The organism is Pseudomonas sp. GW822-FHT04C11 (assembly GCF_058800905.1).
The window spans coordinates 430,103-448,130 of record NZ_JBXAMS010000003.1 but is presented as its reverse complement, the minus strand read 5'-3'; the positions used below and the strand labels follow the sequence as shown (position 1 = coordinate 448,130).

The following is an 18,028-nucleotide window of genomic DNA, read 5'->3' as shown; positions in this document are numbered from 1 at the left end:
GCCGGGATTACTTCTGGCCTGGAATATCCGATGCCCCCTGTCTACCGCTTGGCACTGCCAGCATTGTGCCTGTCGCTGATCCTGCCTTGTGCCTTTTCAGCTCAGGCTGCCGCCCCGGCATCCGCTACCGCGGAAAAACCCGCCGAAGCAAAACCGGCCGAACGCCAGCCTCTGCCAGAGCGTAGCCAGGAAGAAGCCGTCGCTCTCGAACGAACGGTCCCCGCGCAAGAGCAACAGTCGTTGCAGGCCGGCAGTGACAGCTTTCTCGCGCTGTGGAAACCGGCCAATACCAGCACCCCAAAAGGTGCGGTGATTATCATCCCCGGCGCTGGAGAAACCGCTGATTGGCCTCAAGCGATCAGTCCCTTGCGGCAAAAACTACCGGATGCTGACTGGGGCAGCCTGAGTCTTACTCTGCCAGACCTGCAAAGCAATGCCCCGCAAGCGCGCGTCGTCAATGTCGCACCCGCGCCTGCCAAACCCGAGACCGGCAGCAAAGACGCCAGCACTGCGGCCCCCATCGAGCAAGTGGCCGGCGGTGAAGGAGATATCGCCGATCGCGCGGTTGCCGAGACCGGCGAAGAGCAAGCCAAGGCTGACGCCGAGCGGATCTACGCACGGATCGACGCAGCCATTGCGTTCGCCGAACAACAAAATGCTCGCAGCATCGTCTTGCTCGGTCACGGTACAGGGGCTTATTGGGCCGCGCGCTACCTGAGCGAAAAACAACCGTCGCAAGTCGCGAAATTCGTGATGGTCGCCGCGCAGACACCCGTGACAGTGAAACCCGGACTGGCGGAGTTGACCACCACCTTGAAGCTGGCGACCTTTGACATCTACTACAAGGACAAGGCGCTGGTGCAGAGCGCTGCCCTGGAGCGTTTGCAGGCCAGCAAACGCCTGAAGGCCTCGACGTTCAGTCAGCTGGCGCTCAAGACTTTGCCGGGTAATAGTGCTGCCGAACAGGAGCAATTGTTCCGCCGTGTGCGCGGCTGGTTGAATCCGCAGAACACCGGGAGTTGATCGGCGGATACAGATTTATCGTCTGACCTATAACTGTGGCGAGGGAGCTTGCTCCCGCTCGACTGCGCAGCCGTCGCAAACTCTGCGCATTGGGTATCCCTGACGGAATGCGGTGGTCGTTTTGGGGCCGCTTCGCGCCCCAGCGGGAGCAAGCTCCCTCGCCACAGGGTTTTCCCTCCATTAGCCGTTAACGAAAATCCCGCCGCTCGCGTATCAACTTATAAGCGTTATGCAACTCGCGAGTCTTGTCAGTCGCTTCGCGCACCTGGGAAGGAGTCGCCCCTGTGCCGGCAATCTTGTCCGGGTGATGGCGACTGAGCAAACGTCGATACGCACGCTTGATTTGCGACGGCTCACTGGTGGCTGACACCCCGAGCACCCGCAGCGCCTCCTGATAAGCCGCGGCACTGTTTACCAGTGTTTTTTTGTGCGGCTCGTAATCACTGGCCAGGGCATGCACCTGCTCCGGCGTCCACCCCAGCCACTTGCCCCACTGCAAAATCAGCTCAAACTCCGCGCTTCCGGCACGCCCGTCGGCCCAGACCATCCGCCAACAGGCGCGCAACACACCTTCGGCGGCATGCGGCTGCGCGCTTAAACGGCGCAGGTAGCTGCGCAAGTGATCATGCCCCGACTTGCCACGATTGAACGCCGCGATTGCACGTTTCTGCGCCGATTCGCTCATGTCCAGCGAACGCATTTCCTGACGCGCCTGGTGGATATGACCATCCACCACCCGGCCATCGCTCTTGGCCAGGCGTCCCAGCAATACAAACAGTAATTCATCGTTACGCAACATCGGCCGACCGCCGAGTCGCTCACGCAACTGCCCGAGGCTTTGCACCTGCAAGCGCCGATCCAGCGCCTGCCCCAACAATGCACCGAGTATGGCCCCCGGAATGCTGGCTATCGCAAAGCCCGCTCCGGCTCCGATCAGAGTCCCTGGCCACAACATATCAGTAGCTCGCTTCTATCAAGTGTTCGACCTGCGCCAGACGCTCATGCGTGCCGACATCGATCCAGTGCCCACGCAGTTGCTCGCCACTCACCTGCCCTTGCGCCATGGCGTCGCGCAACAACGGAGCCAGTTTGAAGGCGCCGTCCGCGCACGCCGCGAAGAGCTTCGGATGCAGCACCGCGATGCCACTGTAGGTGAGCGTTTGCGTACCTGGCTGGCCGTCCCGCACTTGACCATCGACCAGACTGAAATCGCCGCTCGGGTGATGGTCCGGGTTGTCGACCAGTACCAGATGGGCCAGGCCCGCCATCGGCTGACGCAATGCCGTGAAGTCGTAATCGGTCCAGATATCACCGTTGACCACCACAAAGGCCTCATCACCGAGGAGCGGCAAGGCACGGAAGATCCCGCCGCCCGTTTCCAGCGGCTCACCTTCCGGCGAGTACTGGATGCTCAGGCCATAACGCGATCCATCGCCCAGGTAATCTTCGATCTGCTGTCCCAGCCATGCGTGATTGATCACCACCTCGCTGAAACCTGCCGCCGCCAGCGCTCGCAGGTGGTACTCGATCAGCGGCACCCCGCCAACGCGCACCAGCGGCTTGGGTGTGGTCAGGGTCAGTGGGCGCATGCGCTCGCCTTTACCGGCCGCCAGAATCATTGCCTTCATGCAGTCACTCCGACCGACTGGCGCAGACTGGCCAGCAACACATCCAGTTCCACCAGCTCAGGGCGACGGGCGATCACTGCTTCTATATAAGCAAAGAAGCGCGGCACGTCGCCGAGGTAGCGCGGCTTGCCGTCGCGATGGCAGATGCGGGCGAAAATGCCGATCACCTTCAGGTGACGCTGCACACCCATCAGGTCACTGGCACGCAGAAAGTCTTCGAAATCAGGCTGAACCGGAATACCGAGCGCAGCCGCTTGTTGCCAGTAGTCCGCCAACCAACCATGCACACGCTCCTCGGGCCAGCTGAGGAAGGCGTCCTTGAACAGGCACGTCACGTCATAAGTCACCGGCCCGTACACCGCGTCCTGGAAATCCAGCACGCCGGGGTTTGGCTCGCTGAGCATCAGGTTGCGTGGCATGTAGTCGCGATGCACTAGCACTTTGGGCTGAGCCAGGGCACTGTCGATCAGCTTGTCGCTGACTTGTTGCCAGAGCATTTGCTGCGCCGGATCGAACTCGATGCCCAGCTCGCGCTTCACGTACCACTCGGGGAACAGTTCCAGTTCGCGGCGCAACAGTGCCACGTCATAGCTGGGCAGTGGCGCATCCATCGGCAACTGCTGAAAAGCCAGTAACGCTTGCAAGGCATCCTTGAACAAATCGTCGGCATTTTCGTTGTCGATCACGTCCAGATAGGTCTTGTTGCCCAGGTCATTGAGCAAAAGAAAACCGCGTTCAAGGTCTTGTGCGTAGATTTTTGGCACGTTAATTCCGGATTTCGCCAGTAAAAAGGCGATATCCACGAAGGGTTTGCAGTTTTCCTGGGGCGGTGGAGCATCCATCACGACGAAGCTTCTACCATCACCTTCCCAACGGAAGTAACGGCGGAAACTCGCGTCGCTGCTGGCCGCGGTCAATGTGGCCGGGGGGACGGAGCCCCATCCTTGCTCGGCAAACAGCGTTGCCAATTGCTCATCGAGCCAAACTTTCAGGTGTTGCAAGCGTACATCTTGGTCAGGCATTACAAGGGTCTCCGACGGCGCTAGCCGTCAAGCGGGTCATGCTTTATTATCCAGCATCTTTTTCAGACCATCGAGAGGCGTGCGGCCCACACCGCGGGCAGATGGCACGCAGGAAGCCCGGACTAATAAGATGGCATTGAAATCCCCCGCGTTTCGTAAAAAATTTCCGTTGTTGGTTACCGGCAGTTTGCTGGCCCTGCAACCTCTAGCCACTTCGTTCGTGGTCGCCGCGGAACAGTATGACTGCTCAGTCTCTGCTTCGGGTGCCTGGGACTGCGCGCCAAAAGCCAACGCAGCCCAATTACCACCGCGCCCTGTACATGAGGGCAGCGCGGTCAGTTCGGGTAACGAGTCAACGGCCGAGAGCAGCACTGCAGGTGGCGAAACCGCCAACAAGCCTGTGCTGGTCACCGAAGCCAAGGGCCGCGCCCTGAAGTCGCGTAGCGCCGACTACAGCCACCTCGACTGGGTCCCGCGTGAGAAGCTCACCGCTGCCCAATTGGCTGAAACAGGTCCTTATTGCTCTGGTTCCTATATCGAACCAATTCGTCCTGGCATGAATGACACGACGAATAAAAGTGACGCCCCGACCTTTATCGGCGCCAAAGCCTCCCGCTATCAGCAGGAAGAACAGGTGGCGACCCTCGCCGGTGACGTGGTCATGCGCCAGGGCAGCATGCAGGTCGAGGCCGATGAGGCCAGCCTCCATCAAGCCGAAAACCGTGGCGAGCTGAGCGGTAACGTTCGCCTGCGCGATAACGGAGCCCTGATCGTCGGCGACCACGCTGACGTACAGCTCGATACCGGTGAAGCCCAAGTCGACAACGCCGAATACGTGATGCACAAATCCCGTGTTCGCGGCAGCGCGCTGTATGCGAAACGCGCCGAGAACGCGATCATCCGCCTCAAGGATGGTACGTACACCACGTGCGAACCGAACAGCAACGCCTGGCAGCTCAAGGGCAACAACATCACCTTGAACCCGGCGACCGGTTTCGGTACCGGGACCAACGTGACACTGCGGGTCAAGGACATTCCGGTGTTCTACACCCCGTATATCTATTTCCCGATCGATAACCGTCGCCAGTCCGGCTTCCTGCCGCCAAGCTTCAGCACCAGCACCAAAACCGGCTTCATGCTGGTTACACCGTACTACTTCAACCTGGCACCGAACTACGATGCCACGGTGTACCCGCGCTATATGAGCAAGCGCGGCCTGTTGATGGAAGGCGAGTTCCGCTACCTGACCAAGTCCAGCGAAGGTCAGTTCGGCGCCGCGTACCTCAACGATGATGACACTGAACGCAAGTTGCAGTCCGACTACGAAAAAACCCGCTACATGCTCAACTGGCAGCACAAAGGCGGGCTGGATTCGCGGGTAATGACCGAGGTCGACTACACCAAAATCAGTGACCCGTATTACTTCCAGGATCTGCAATCCGATCAGATAGGCGTTCAAAGCCGCGACTTCGTGAATCAGCAAGGTGCGGTCACCTACCGTGGCGATACCTATACCGCCCGCGTGAATGCTCAGGCATATCAGCTGGCAACGATCGCCAACATTACGCCGTACAACCGCCTGCCCCAGATCACCTTCAATGGTTACCTGCCGCAACATCCAGGCGGGCTGAACTTCGCCTACGAAACAGAAGCCGTGCGGTTTGAGCGGAGCCTACAGAACGGCATTTACACCGACGAAAATGGCGTTTCGACAGACGCAAATGGAAACCCCACTTTTCGCCTAGATAGAAACGTCAGCGGCCTTGCGCGCGCCAACGGCAACCGCCTCAACCTGGCGCCCAATGTCAGTCTACCGCTGAACTGGACTTATGGTTTCCTTAAGCCAACACTCAAGTATCAATACACTCAGTACGACCTTGATCTGGATAGCAAAGGTAAAACTGATATAGCCAACCAGGGCACGGAAGGAGATCGCCTGAACGGCACCTACAGCCGCAATCAGAACCGCGGCGTGCCTATCGCGAGCATCGACAGCGGCCTGTACTTCGACCGTAACACCCAATGGTTCGGCAAGAACTATCGCCAGACCCTGGAACCTCGCCTGTACTATCTTTATGTACCCGAGAAAGACCAGTCTGACATCCCGATTTTCGACACCAGCGAAAGCACGTTCAACTACGCGTCGCTGTTCCGCGATAACCGCTTCACCGGCTCCGACCGTGTCGGTGACGAAAACAAACTGTCGCTGGGCGTGACCAACCGCTGGATCGAAGACAACGGTTTCGAACGTCAACGCATCAGCGTTGGCCAGGCCATGTACTTCAAGGACCGCGAAGTCCAGTTGCCAGGCATCGATGCAAGAACCCGCGCCGATGCGCACTCCAACGTCTCGCCGTACGCTCTGGAATACGAATATCGCTGGAACCGCGATTGGCGGACCACGGCCGACTACAACTGGGACCCGGACAGCCGCAAACCTCGCTCGGGTAGCGCGATGTTCCACTACCAGCCGGAAGACAATCCGAACAAAGTCATCAACGCCGGTTATCGCTATCGCAATGACCAGGTCCGTTATGACCAGACCACTGGTAAGTGGACTGTGGGTGGCGGTGACTATGGCACCCCTGGCACGCCTGGTTTCGTGAAGGATTACTACAAGATCAAACAGCACGACTTCTCGGTTATCTGGCCAGTCGTGCCGCAATGGAATGCCATCAGCCGCTGGCAGTACGACTATAACCGCAACCGCACCCTGGAAGCCTTCGGTGGTTTCGAGTACGACAACTGCTGCTGGAAACTGCGCCTGATCAACCGTTACTGGGTGTCATATGACGAGTTCAGTCAAGAAGCCCCGCAAAACGAAAAAGGCGACCATGGCGTCTTCCTCCAAATTGTTCTGAAAGGTCTCGGTGGCGTTACTGGCACCAAGGTAGAGAGCTTCCTCGACAAAGGCATTCAAGGTTATCGTGAACGTGAAGACCAAGCTTTCTGATTGTCTGCGCCCGCTGCTGCTGGGCGCGCTGTTCCTGGGTACCGCGGCTAACGCCGCGGTACAGTCCATCGACAAAGTGGTGGCTATCGTCGACAACGACGTGGTCATGCAGAGCCAGCTGGACCAGCGGGTTCATGAAGTTCAGCAAACCATCGCCAAGCGCGGTGGCGGCACACCACCAACCAGCGTGCTGGAACAGCAGGTGCTCGAACGCCTGATCGTCGAAAACCTGCAACTGCAGATTGGCGAACGCTCTGGCATCCGCATTAGCGATGAAGAACTGAACCAGGCTGTCGGCACCATTGCCCAGCGCAACAACATGACGGTGGATCAGTTCCGTGCGGCACTGACTCACGACGGCCTGTCTTACGACGACGCTCGTGACCAGATCCGTCGCGAGATGATCATCAGCCGCGTTCGTCAGCGTCGTGTGGCCGAACGGATTCAGGTGTCCGAGCAGGAAGTGAAAAACTTCCTCGCCTCCGACCTGGGCAAAGTGCAACTCTCTGAAGAACTGCACCTGGCCAACATCCTGATCCCGACACCGGAAAGCGCCAATTCGGAAGCGATTCAGAACGCTGCGCGCCAGGCCATGGAGATCTATCAGCAGCTCAAGCAGGGTGCTGACTTCTCTCAACTGGCCATCGCCAAATCCGCGAGCGACAACGCACTGGAAGGTGGCGACATGGGCTGGCGTAAAGCCGCTCAACTGCCACCTCCGTTTGACCGCGAGCTGAGCGCCATGTCAGTGGGCGATGTCACCCAACCGGCACGTACACCGGGCGGTTTCATCATCCTCAAAGTGTTGGAAAAACGCGGTGGCGGCAATCAGGTGCGTGACGAAGTACACGTTCGCCATATTTTGGTCAAACCGAGCCCGATCCGCGACGAAGAAAAAACCAAGGCTCTGGCTCAATCGCTCTACACCCGTATTTCTGCGGGCGAAGACTTCGCTGAACTGGCGAAAAGCTATTCGGAAGACCCGGGTTCTGCCCTTAACGGCGGCGACCTCAACTGGATCGACCCGAACGCGCTGGTGCCGGAATTCCGCGAAGTAATGGCCAAGACCCAACAAGGTCAGCTGTCCAAGCCGTTCAAGACTCAATATGGCTGGCACGTTCTGGAAGTCCTTGGCCGCCGCGCCACCGACAGCACCAGCCAGGCCCGTGAACAGCAGGCCATGACCGTACTGCGTAACCGCAAATACGACGAAGAGCTGCAAACCTGGTTGCGTCAGATCCGTGACGAAGCCTACGTTGAAATCAAGCTCCCTGGCGTCGACCAGGCGGCGAAGTGAACCCCAAGCGTTTTGCGCTGACACCCGGCGAGCCGGCCGGCATAGGTCCTGACCTGTGCCTGCTACTCGCCTCGCAAGCCCAGCCACATCCCCTGATTGCCATTACCAGCCGCGACCTGCTCCTTGAGCGGGCCGCGCAGCTGGGCGTGGTCGTTGATCTGCTGCCGGTAACACCGGACAGCTGGCCGGACATTCCTGCGCCGGCCAACAGCCTGTATGTCTGGGATACTCCGCTCAGCGCACCGGTTACTGCCGGTCAACTGGACAAGGCCAATGCCGCCTTTGTCCTGGAAACCCTGACCCGCGCAGGCGTTGGCTGCCTGGACGGGCACTTCGCCGGAATGATCACCGCCCCCGTGCATAAGGGCGTGATCAATGAGTCGGGCATTGCCTTCTCCGGCCACACCGAGTTCCTCGCAGACCTGACTCACACCCCTCAAGTGGTGATGATGCTCGCCACACGCGGCTTGCGAGTCGCGCTGGTTACCACGCACCTGCCGTTGCGGGAGATTGCCGATGCAATTACCCCTGAACGCCTGGAGCGGGTTACACGGATTCTGCACACCGACCTGCAACAAAAGTTCGGCATCGCCCGGCCACGCATCCTCGTTTGCGGACTCAACCCGCACGCCGGCGAAGGCGGACACCTGGGCCACGAAGAAATCGACATCATTGAACCAACCCTGGAGCGTCTGCGCGCTGAAGGCATGGACCTGCGTGGCCCCCTGCCCGCCGACACTCTGTTTACCCCCAAATATCTGGAGCACTGCGACGCGGTGCTGGCGATGTACCACGACCAGGGCCTGCCTGTGCTGAAATACAAAGGCTTCGGCGCGGCAGTCAACGTGACCCTCGGCTTGCCGATCATCCGCACGTCAGTCGACCACGGCACCGCCCTGGACCTGGCTGGCAGCGGAAAAATCGACACCGGCAGCCTGCAAGTCGCCCTGGAAACCGCCTACCAGATGGCCGAGACCTGTTTATGACCGAGCATTACCAACACCGGGCGCGCAAGCGTTTCGGCCAGAACTTCCTGCACGATGCTGGCGTTATCGATCGCATCCTGCGCTCCATTCATGCCAAGCCCGATGACCGTCTGCTGGAAATCGGCCCGGGCCAGGGCGCGCTCACCGAAGGCCTGCTCAATAGCGGCGCCCAACTGGACGTGGTTGAACTGGACAAGGACCTGATCCCGATCCTCAACCAGCAATTCGCCGGCAAGAGCAATTTCAACCTGCACCAGGGCGATGCACTGAAGTTCGACTTCAACAGCCTGAATGCCGCACCCAACAGCCTGCGCGTCGTCGGTAACCTGCCGTACAACATCTCCACGCCGCTGATTTTCCACCTGCTGAACAACGCAGGCATCATCCGCGACATGCACTTCATGCTGCAAAAGGAAGTGGTCGAGCGTCTGGCGGCAGGTCCTGGCGGTGGCGATTGGGGTCGCCTGTCGATCATGGTTCAGTACCACTGCCGAGTCGAACACTTGTTCAACGTCGGCCCTGGCGCCTTCAACCCGCCACCAAAAGTCGACTCGGCGATCGTCCGCCTGGTACCGCACGCCGTGCTGCCGCACCCGGCCAAAGACCATCGCTTACTGGAGCGCGTCGTTCGCGAAGCCTTCAACCAGCGCCGCAAGACCCTGCGCAACACCCTCAAGGCCCTGCTGAGCAATGCTGAAATCGAAGCCGCCGGCGTCGATGGCAGCCTGCGCCCGGAGCAGCTCGATCTGGCGGCCTTCGTCCGTCTGGCTGACAAGCTCAGCGAGCAAGTCGCCGAGCAGCCTGCCGACATCTGACAGGTCAGAAGCGTTATCGGGTAGGACACCAGCCTTCCAGTCTGGTTTACTACCCGGTACCTGGCCTAGACTGACCTCAATCAGTTACGCGCCCCGCTTAGCTTTTAAGGCCTCTTGCATGTCCGATCCTCGCTATCAGGTCGACGTCAGCGTCGTCACCCGCTATCTGGCAGAACAATCGCAACCCGAGCAGAACCGCTTTGCCTTTGCCTACACCATTACCGTACATAACAACGGCCTGCTACCGGCCAGGTTGCTCTCGCGGCACTGGGTAATTACCGATGGCGACGGCCATGTCGAAGAGGTTCGCGGCGCAGGCGTGGTGGGTCAGCAACCGCTGATCGATGTCGGCCAGAGCCACACCTACAGCAGCGGCACCGTGATGACTACCCGCGTTGGCAACATGCAGGGGACTTATCAAATGCTCGCTGAAGACGGTAAACACTTCGACGCCATCATCGCGCCATTCCGCCTGGCGGTGCCCGGAGCCCTGCACTGATGGCGACGTACGCCGTCGGCGACCTGCAAGGCTGCCTTGAGCCCCTGCAATGCCTGCTCAAGCGGGTTGCCTTCGACCCTGCAACGGATCATCTGTGGCTGGTCGGCGACCTGGTCAACCGCGGCCCGCAATCGCTGGAAACCCTGCGCTTTCTCTATGGCATCCGCGAATCGCTGGTGTGCGTACTGGGCAACCATGACCTGCACTTGCTGGCTGCCGGCTACAACATCGAACGCTTGCGCAAAGCCGACACCCTGCGTGAAATCCTCGAAGCCCCGGATCGCGAGGACCTGCTTGAGTGGCTGCGCCAGCAAAAGCTCATGCACTACGACGAACAACGCGATATTGCCTTGGTCCATGCCGGTATACCGCCGCAGTGGTCCCTGCGCAAAGCCTTGAAGTGCGCCGCCGAAGTCGAAGAAGCATTACGTGACGACAACCGCATCGCGCCCTACCTCGATGGCATGTATGGCAACGAACCGCTTAAGTGGGACGGCGACCTTAAAGGTGCTGCCCGCCTGCGGGTGATCACCAACTACTTCACTCGCATGCGTTTTTGCACCAGCGACGGCAAGCTAGATCTCAAGAGCAAGGAAGGCCTCGATAGCGCGCTACCCGGTTACGCCCCCTGGTTCTCACACCAGCAACGCAAGACCCGCGGAAAGAAGATCATTTTCGGCCACTGGGCCGCGCTCGAAGGTAAATGTAATGAACCGGGCATCTTCGCCCTGGACAGCGGTTGTGTCTGGGGTGGCTCGATGACCTTGATGAACGTTGATACCGGCGAGCGCCTGCATTGCAAATGCGATGCCCAGGGCCACACCTTGCCGTATGTCCCCCCAACGACCCCCGAACTATTGTCGGCCAGCGCCAAGCGCTAGGCTGCGCTTTCAGTCAGGCCACAGGAGCCCGCCATGAGCGAATTCAAACGCATCCCCCCAGAACAAGCCCAGGCATTGCGCGAACAAGGCGCGGTAGTAGTCGATGTCCGCGATCCGGCAACTTTTGCCGCACTGCACATCAGCGGATCGAAGCATCTGGATAATCATTCCCTGCACGCATTCATCACCGCCGCCGACCTCGACGCACCGACCGTAGTGGTTTGCTATCACGGTAATTCCAGCCAGGGCGCTGCGGCATATCTGGTCAGCCAGGGCTTTTCCGACGTCTACAGCATGGACGGTGGATTCGAGCTTTGGCGTACGATTTATCCCTCGGAAACAGCGCAAGGCACTGCCGAATAATTTTTTTCACACGCTCCAGCCCACGCCCGCCGTGGGCTGACGAACGGTAGTCATAACAAAACTACGCATTGCCCCCCTTACCTTGCAGATTCCGAACTATCCTTAGCCTCAGGCCATCCAAAACAGGGGAGAGCCGGTACACCGGCGCACGGATCATCGGGAGTAGCTTTCAGGGTTGATAGCTTTGAAGGTGTTCAGGGGGGTAAAAGGCAACTGCACTTTCAGTTGCTTGCCAGCATCCACTGATTGATCCGACGTCGGCTCCACGTATCGAGCGAGGTGACGTCATGAGTATCTTTAGCCACTTCCAACAACGCTTCGAGTCCACACGGCAGGAAGAGCTCACTCTGCAGGAGTATCTCGAACTGTGCAAAAAGGACCGTAGCGCCTACGCGTCCGCCGCCGAGCGACTACTGCTGGCCATCGGCGAACCGGAGTTGCTCGACACCTCGACCAATTCGAGACTGTCGCGCATCTTTTCCAACAAGGTGATCCGTCGGTATCCGGCCTTTGAAGACTTCCACGGGATGGAAGAATGCATCGACCAGATCGTCTCCTACTTCCGCCACGCAGCTCAGGGCCTGGAAGAGAAGAAACAGATCCTCTACCTGCTCGGCCCCGTCGGTGGCGGTAAGTCATCCCTGGCCGAGAAGCTGAAACAGCTGATCGAAAAAGTGCCCTTCTATGCCATCAAGGGCTCTCCGGTGTTCGAGTCTCCGTTGGGGCTGTTCAACGCCACCGAAGACGGCGCAATCCTCGAAGAGGATTTCGGCATTCCGCGGCGCTACCTGAACACCATCATGTCGCCTTGGGCGACCAAACGCCTGGCCGAATTCGGAGGCGATATCAGCCAGTTCCGGGTGGTCAAACTCTACCCGTCGATCCTCAATCAGATCGCCGTGGCCAAGACCGAACCAGGTGACGAAAACAACCAGGACATCTCGGCGCTGGTGGGCAAGGTCGATATTCGCAAACTGGAAGAGTTCCCGCAGAACGACGCCGACGCCTATAGCTACTCGGGCGCACTTTGCCGCTCCAACCAGGGCCTGATGGAATTCGTCGAAATGTTCAAGGCACCAATCAAGGTGCTGCACCCATTGCTGACCGCCACCCAGGAAGGCAACTACAACAGTACCGAAGGCCTGGGCGCGATTCCGTTCACCGGGATCCTGCTCGCGCACTCCAACGAATCGGAGTGGCACACCTTCCGCAACAACAAGAACAACGAAGCCTTCATCGACCGGATCTACATCGTCAAAGTACCGTATTGCCTGCGGGTCAGTGACGAAGTGAAGATCTACGACAAGCTGCTGTTCAACAGCTCCCTGGCCAAGGCCCACTGCGCACCCGACACCCTGAAGATGCTCGCTCAGTTCACGGTGCTCTCGCGCCTCAAAGAGCCGGAAAACTCGAACATCTACTCAAAAATGCGCGTGTATGACGGTGAAAACCTCAAGGACACCGATCCGAAGGCCAAGTCGATCCAGGAATACCGCGACACCGCGGGCGTTGACGAAGGCATGAACGGTCTTTCGACCCGGTTTGCCTTCAAGATCCTGTCGAAAGTCTTCAACTTCGACCCGCATGAAATCGCCGCCAACCCGGTGCATCTGCTCTATGTGCTGGAACAACAGATCGAACAGGAGCAGTTCCAGGCGGAAACCCGCGAGCGCTATCTGCGCTTCCTGAAAGAGTACCTGGCGCCGCGTTATATCGAGTTCATCGGCAAGGAAATCCAGACCGCCTACCTGGAGTCCTACAGCGAATACGGGCAAAACATCTTCGACCGCTATGTGCTCTACGCGGACTTCTGGATTCAGGATCAGGAATACCGCGATCCGGAAACCGGCGAGATCCTCAACCGCGTAGCCCTCAACGAAGAGCTGGAGAAAATCGAGAAACCGGCGGGTATCAGCAATCCGAAGGATTTCCGCAACGAAATCGTCAACTTCGTCCTGCGTGCCCGGGCCAACAACAACGGCAAGAATCCGACCTGGCTCAGCTACGAGAAGCTGCGGGTGGTCATCGAGAAAAAAATGTTCTCGAACACCGAGGATCTGCTGCCGGTCATCAGTTTCAACGCCAAGGCCAGCAAAGAGGACCAGCAGAAACACAACGACTTCGTTACACGGATGGTCGAGCGCGGCTACACCGACAAACAGGTACGACTGCTTTCCGAGTGGTACCTGCGGGTCAGGAAATCGCAGTAATACGCTGCCGGTCAGACCGGTTGTCGTTAGCCCGAAGCCTGCATGACAAATTTCTGTTACACAGGTTTCAGGAAGGTGTTTGGAAATCGGCAGCGAAGTCCAGGCAACGCGCAGGTGGTACGGGAGGCGCAAGATCGCGCCTCCTGCCCCGCGCCCATTACCGCCAGACTTGCTCGCGATTTCTCAAGACAGCTTCTAAGGAGCAGTCATGAGCTATGTGATCGACCGACGTCTCAATGGCAAGAACAAGAGCACGGTAAACCGTCAGCGGTTTCTGCGGCGCTACCGTGATCACATCAAGAAGGCCGTCGAAGAGGCCGTCAGCCGGCGTTCCATTACCGATATGGAGCACGGTGAGCAAATCAGCATTCCTGGCCGCGATATCGACGAGCCAGTGCTTCACCATGGTCGCGGCGGCAAGCAGACCATCGTACATCCCGGCAACAAGGAGTTCACCAGCGGCGAGCATATTGCTCGTCCGCCGGGAGGTGGCGGCGGCAGAGGCCCCGGCAAGGCCGGCAACTCCGGCGAGGGCATGGACGAGTTTGTGTTCCAGATCACCCAGGAAGAATTTCTCGAGTTCATGTTCGAGGACCTGGAGCTGCCGAACCTGGTCAAGCGCAACCTGAGCGGCACTGATACTTTCAAGACCGTGCGCGCCGGCATCAGCAACGAAGGCAATCCTTCACGGATCAACATCATCCGCACCCTGCGCTCGGCCCATGCTCGGCGTATCGCACTGTCAGGCAGCAGCCGGGAGAAACTGCGGGTAGCAAAAGAGGAACTGGCACGACTTAAACAGGAAGAACCAGACAATTTCGGCGATATTCAGGAAATCGAGGCAGAAATCGAACGCTTGAGCGCGCGCATCAACCGTGTGCCGTTTCTCGACACCTTCGACCTCAAGTACAACCTGCTGATCAAGCAGCCCAACCCCAGCTCCAAGGCGGTAATGTTCTGCCTGATGGACGTTTCCGGCTCCATGACCCAAGCCACCAAGGACATCGCCAAACGGTTCTTCATCCTGCTGTACCTGTTCCTCAAGCGTAACTACGAGAAAATCGATGTGGTGTTCATCCGCCACCACACCAGCGCCCGGGAAGTCGATGAGGAAGAGTTCTTCTACTCTCGCGAAACCGGCGGCACCATCGTTTCCAGCGCCCTGAAACTGATGCAGGAGATCATGGCCGAACGGTATCCGAGCAACGACTGGAACATTTACGCCGCGCAAGCTTCCGACGGTGACAACTGGAACGATGACTCGCCGATCTGCCGAGACATCCTGATCAACCAGATCATGCCATTCGTGCAGTACTACACTTATGTGGAGATTACCCCCCGCGAACACCAGGCCCTGTGGTACGAATACGAGCGTATCAGCGAAGCCTTTTCCGACACGTTTGCCCAGCAACAACTGGTCTCGGCCGGGGATATCTATCCGGTTTTCCGTGAACTCTTCCAGCGCAGGTTAGTGACATGACCGCCAAAGAGCAGAAGCGCCAACCCATATCTACAGGCTCCGAATGGACGTTCGAGCTGATCCAGGCCTACGACCGGGAAATCAGTCGTCTTGCGGCCCGCTACGCGCTCGATACCTACCCCAACCAGATCGAGGTGATTACCGCCGAGCAGATGATGGATGCCTACGCCTCCGTCGGCATGCCGCTGGGCTATCACCACTGGTCCTATGGCAAACACTTCCTCAGCACCGAGAAGTCCTACAGTCGCGGCCAGATGGGACTGGCCTACGAGATCGTGATCAACTCGGACCCGTGCATCGCCTACCTGATGGAAGAAAACACCATCTGCATGCAGGCACTGGTAGTGGCCCACGCCTGCTACGGCCACAACAGCTTTTTCAAGGGTAATTACCTGTTCCGCACCTGGACCGATGCCAGCTCGATCATCGACTACCTGGTGTTTGCCAAGCAGTACATCATGCAATGCGAAGAACGCCATGGCATCGATGCCGTGGAAGACCTGCTCGACTCCTGTCATGCCCTGATGAACTACGGTGTCGACCGCTACAAACGTCCTTATCCGATTTCCGCGGAAGAAGAGCGACGCCGGCAAAAGGATCGTGAAGAACACCTGCAAAAGCAGATCAACGACCTGTGGCGCACCATTCCAAAAGGCGCAGACAAGTTCAACGAGAAAGACAACGCACGCTTTCCGGCAGAACCGCAGGAGAACATCCTCTACTTCATCGAAAAGCACGCCCCGCTGCTGGAGCCATGGCAACGGGAAATCGTACGGATCGTGCGCAAGATCGCGCAGTACTTTTATCCACAGCGTCAGACTCAGGTCATGAACGAGGGCTGGGCGACGTTCTGGCACTACACTCTGATGAACGACCTGTACGATGAGGGCCTGGTGACCGACGGCTTCATGATGGAGTTCCTGGCCTCTCACACCAGCGTAGTCTTCCAGCCCGGGTTCGACAGCCCTTACTACAACGGCATCAACCCCTACACCCTGGGTTTTTCCATGTACCGCGACATTCGGCGCATGTGCGAAGCCCCTACTGAAGAGGATTACCGCTGGTTCCCCGAAATCGCCGGGACCGACTGGCTGTCGAGCATCAAGTTCGCCATGAGCAGCTTCAAGGACGAAAGCTTCATCCTGCAGTACCTGTCACCCAAAGTGATTCGTGACCTGAAACTGTTCAGCATTCTCGATGACGACCAGAAAGACGACCTGCTGGTGCCAGCCATTCATGACGAAGAAGGCTATCGGACCATTCGTGAAACCCTGGCAGCACAGTACAACCTGGGTAACCGCGAACCGAACATACAGATCTACAGTATCGACCGGCGCGGCGACCGCTCGCTGACACTGCGCCATCAGCAACATGATCGCAAACCACTCGGGGACTCCACCGAGGAAGTGCTCAAGCACCTGCACCGCCTCTGGGGCTTCGATATTCACCTGGAAACCCTGCAAGGTGACCAGGTAATGAAAACCCATCATGTCCCGCCAAAAGGCGAGCATAGCGAGGGCGAATACGGCCGGATGGACCTCGCCGTCATTCATCTTTGATGTCAGCCGGACCTCCGAAAGTTCGACGCAAGGGTTATCCTGTCGGGCTAACGGAGGTTTTTTATGCAGATTTATAAAGTCGGCGGCGCGGTCCGTGATCGCCTGCTCGGCAAGCCTGTTACCGACATCGACTGGGTGGTGGTGGGCGCCAGCACCGAAGAAATGCTCGCCAAGGGCTATCGCCCGGTAGGCGCCGATTTTCCGGTATTCCTTCACCCCAAAAGCGGCGAGGAATATGCGCTTGCCCGCACCGAACGCAAAAGCGGACGCGGCTACGGCGGCTTCACCTTCCATGCCAGCCCGGAAGTCACCCTGGAAGAAGACCTGATTCGTCGCGACCTGACGATCAATGCCATGGCCGAAGACGATCACGGTCAATTGACCGATCCGTATCACGGCCAGCGTGACCTTGAAGCACGCCTGCTTCGCCACGTTTCCCCCGCGTTCGCCGAAGATCCTCTCCGTGTACTGCGTGTTGCCCGTTTCGCCGCACGTTATGCCGGGCTCGGCTTCACGGTAGCCCCCGAGACCCTGGACCTGATGCGTCAGCTCAGCGAATCAGGTGAGCTTGAGGCGCTGACCGCAGAGCGCAGCTGGAAAGAAATTTCCCGCGCCCTGATGGAAGACCAGCCGCAAGTATTCATCCAGGTTCTGCGCGACTGTGGCGCCCTGAACGTCTTGATCCCCGAGGTTGAAGCGCTGTTCGGCGTGCCACAACCCGAAGCCCACCACCCGGAAATCGACAGCGGCGTGCACACCCTGAGCGTTCTCGAGCAGGCCGCGCTGCACAAGCAGCCGCTGACCGTGCGCTGGGCCTGCCTGCTGCATGATCTGGGCAAAGGCCTGACACCTGAGAGCCAGTGGCCCAGACACATCGCTCACGAGCACAAGGGCCTGAGGCTGATCAAAGCGGTCAACGAGCGCTTCAAGGCCCCACGCGACTGCCAGGAACTGGCGTTGCTGGTTGGCGAGTACCACACCCATGGTCACCGCGCACTGGAACTGAAGCCGTCGACATTGCTGGAATTACTGCAGAGCTTCGACGTTTACCGACGGCCGCAGCGCTTTGAAGAATTCATCAACGCCTGCGAAATGGATGCCCGCGGCCGCAAAGGCCTTGAGCAGAGAAGTTATCCACAAGCGGATTATTTGCGAGGCGCGGCGACCGCCGCACGCACCGTGGCGGTTCAGCCTTTGCTGGAGCTGGGATTCAAAGGCCCGGAGCTGGGCGAGGCGCTCAAGCGCGAACGGCTCAAGGCTCTGAAGGCCTACAAAGAAGCGGCGTCTGCTTGAAAAGCATCGCGGGCAAGCC

General features: G+C 58.8%; 15 protein-coding genes. 12 read left to right on the top strand and 3 right to left on the bottom strand.

All coding sequences use genetic code 11. The annotated features are described in order from the left end of the window. Nucleotides 1-30: 30 nt before the first annotated feature. A complete protein-coding gene (locus tag AC1RJ3_RS07595) occupies nt 31-1,023 on the top strand; it encodes an alpha/beta hydrolase family protein (RefSeq protein ID WP_493078209.1) in 993 nt (330 codons plus the stop codon). 187 nt (nt 1,024-1,210) lie between these two features. Here the strand turns inward: AC1RJ3_RS07595 and AC1RJ3_RS07590 are convergent, their stop codons facing one another. Genes AC1RJ3_RS07590 through AC1RJ3_RS07580 form a run of 3 tightly spaced genes read right to left on the bottom strand, consistent with a single transcriptional unit; the run spans nt 1,211 to nt 3,673 of the window. Further along, on the bottom strand, nt 1,211-1,978 hold the full coding sequence (locus AC1RJ3_RS07590) for a TerB family tellurite resistance protein (RefSeq protein WP_054594306.1): 768 nt from the start codon (nt 1,976-1,978) through the stop codon (nt 1,211-1,213). 1 nt (nt 1,979) lies between these two features. Continuing rightward, entirely contained in the window at nt 1,980-2,651 is a 672-nt protein-coding gene (gene murU / locus AC1RJ3_RS07585) for an N-acetylmuramate alpha-1-phosphate uridylyltransferase MurU (RefSeq protein WP_489110682.1), read from the bottom strand. Beyond that, entirely contained in the window at nt 2,648-3,673 is a 1,026-nt protein-coding gene (locus tag AC1RJ3_RS07580; protein ID WP_493078206.1) for an aminoglycoside phosphotransferase family protein, read from the bottom strand. The genes murU and AC1RJ3_RS07580 overlap by 4 nt, the downstream gene beginning before the upstream one ends. 130 nt (nt 3,674-3,803) lie before the next feature. Between AC1RJ3_RS07580 and AC1RJ3_RS07575 the strand changes: the two genes are divergently transcribed. The 11 genes from AC1RJ3_RS07575 to AC1RJ3_RS07525 all read left to right on the top strand — a co-directional run bounded on the left by AC1RJ3_RS07575 (nt 3,804) and on the right by AC1RJ3_RS07525 (nt 18,009). Beyond that, nucleotides 3,804-6,626, top strand: coding sequence for an LPS-assembly protein LptD (locus tag AC1RJ3_RS07575; RefSeq protein WP_493078204.1), 2,823 nt, complete (start codon nt 3,804-3,806; stop codon nt 6,624-6,626). Next, on the top strand, nt 6,601-7,923 hold the full coding sequence (gene surA / locus AC1RJ3_RS07570) for a peptidylprolyl isomerase SurA (RefSeq protein ID WP_173859940.1): 1,323 nt from the start codon (nt 6,601-6,603) through the stop codon (nt 7,921-7,923). The genes AC1RJ3_RS07575 and surA overlap by 26 nt, the downstream gene beginning before the upstream one ends. Next, the gene (gene pdxA / locus AC1RJ3_RS07565) at nt 7,920-8,909 is read left to right on the top strand and encodes a 4-hydroxythreonine-4-phosphate dehydrogenase PdxA (protein WP_493078202.1); all 990 of its coding nucleotides are present in this window, start codon (nt 7,920-7,922) and stop codon (nt 8,907-8,909) included. Before surA ends, pdxA begins: the two co-directional genes overlap by 4 nt. Further along, entirely contained in the window at nt 8,906-9,724 is an 819-nt protein-coding gene (rsmA, locus tag AC1RJ3_RS07560; RefSeq protein ID WP_103319640.1) for a 16S rRNA (adenine(1518)-N(6)/adenine(1519)-N(6))-dimethyltransferase RsmA, read from the top strand. Before pdxA ends, rsmA begins: the two co-directional genes overlap by 4 nt. A gap of 118 nt (nt 9,725-9,842) precedes the next feature. Next, nucleotides 9,843-10,223 (top strand): Co2+/Mg2+ efflux protein ApaG, encoded by a 381-nt coding sequence (apaG, locus tag AC1RJ3_RS07555; RefSeq protein WP_054594312.1) that lies wholly within the window; start codon nt 9,843-9,845, stop codon nt 10,221-10,223. Then, nucleotides 10,223-11,104 carry a symmetrical bis(5'-nucleosyl)-tetraphosphatase gene (locus tag AC1RJ3_RS07550; protein WP_054594313.1) on the top strand — a complete coding sequence of 294 codons (882 nt, stop codon included), beginning with the start codon at nt 10,223-10,225 and terminating at the stop codon, nt 11,102-11,104. Before apaG ends, AC1RJ3_RS07550 begins: the two co-directional genes overlap by 1 nt. Nucleotides 11,105-11,137: 33 nt before the next feature. After that, complete coding sequence (glpE, locus tag AC1RJ3_RS07545; protein ID WP_054594314.1) at nt 11,138-11,467, top strand: thiosulfate sulfurtransferase GlpE; 330 nt, start codon at nt 11,138-11,140, stop codon at nt 11,465-11,467. Between the two features lie 287 nt (nt 11,468-11,754). After that, nucleotides 11,755-13,677 carry a PrkA family serine protein kinase gene (locus AC1RJ3_RS07540; RefSeq protein WP_054594315.1) on the top strand — a complete coding sequence of 641 codons (1,923 nt, stop codon included), beginning with the start codon at nt 11,755-11,757 and terminating at the stop codon, nt 13,675-13,677. Nucleotides 13,678-13,885: 208 nt separating this feature from the next. Beyond that, nucleotides 13,886-15,157, top strand: coding sequence for a YeaH/YhbH family protein (locus AC1RJ3_RS07535; RefSeq protein WP_054594316.1), 1,272 nt, complete (start codon nt 13,886-13,888; stop codon nt 15,155-15,157). After that, nucleotides 15,154-16,716, top strand: a complete 1,563-nt coding sequence (locus AC1RJ3_RS07530; protein ID WP_103319633.1) for a SpoVR family protein — start codon at nt 15,154-15,156, stop codon at nt 16,714-16,716. Before AC1RJ3_RS07535 ends, AC1RJ3_RS07530 begins: the two co-directional genes overlap by 4 nt. 63 nt (nt 16,717-16,779) lie before the next feature. Then, nucleotides 16,780-18,009, top strand: coding sequence for a multifunctional CCA addition/repair protein (locus AC1RJ3_RS07525; RefSeq protein WP_054594318.1), 1,230 nt, complete (start codon nt 16,780-16,782; stop codon nt 18,007-18,009). The last annotated feature ends 19 nt before the right edge of the window (nt 18,010-18,028 follow it).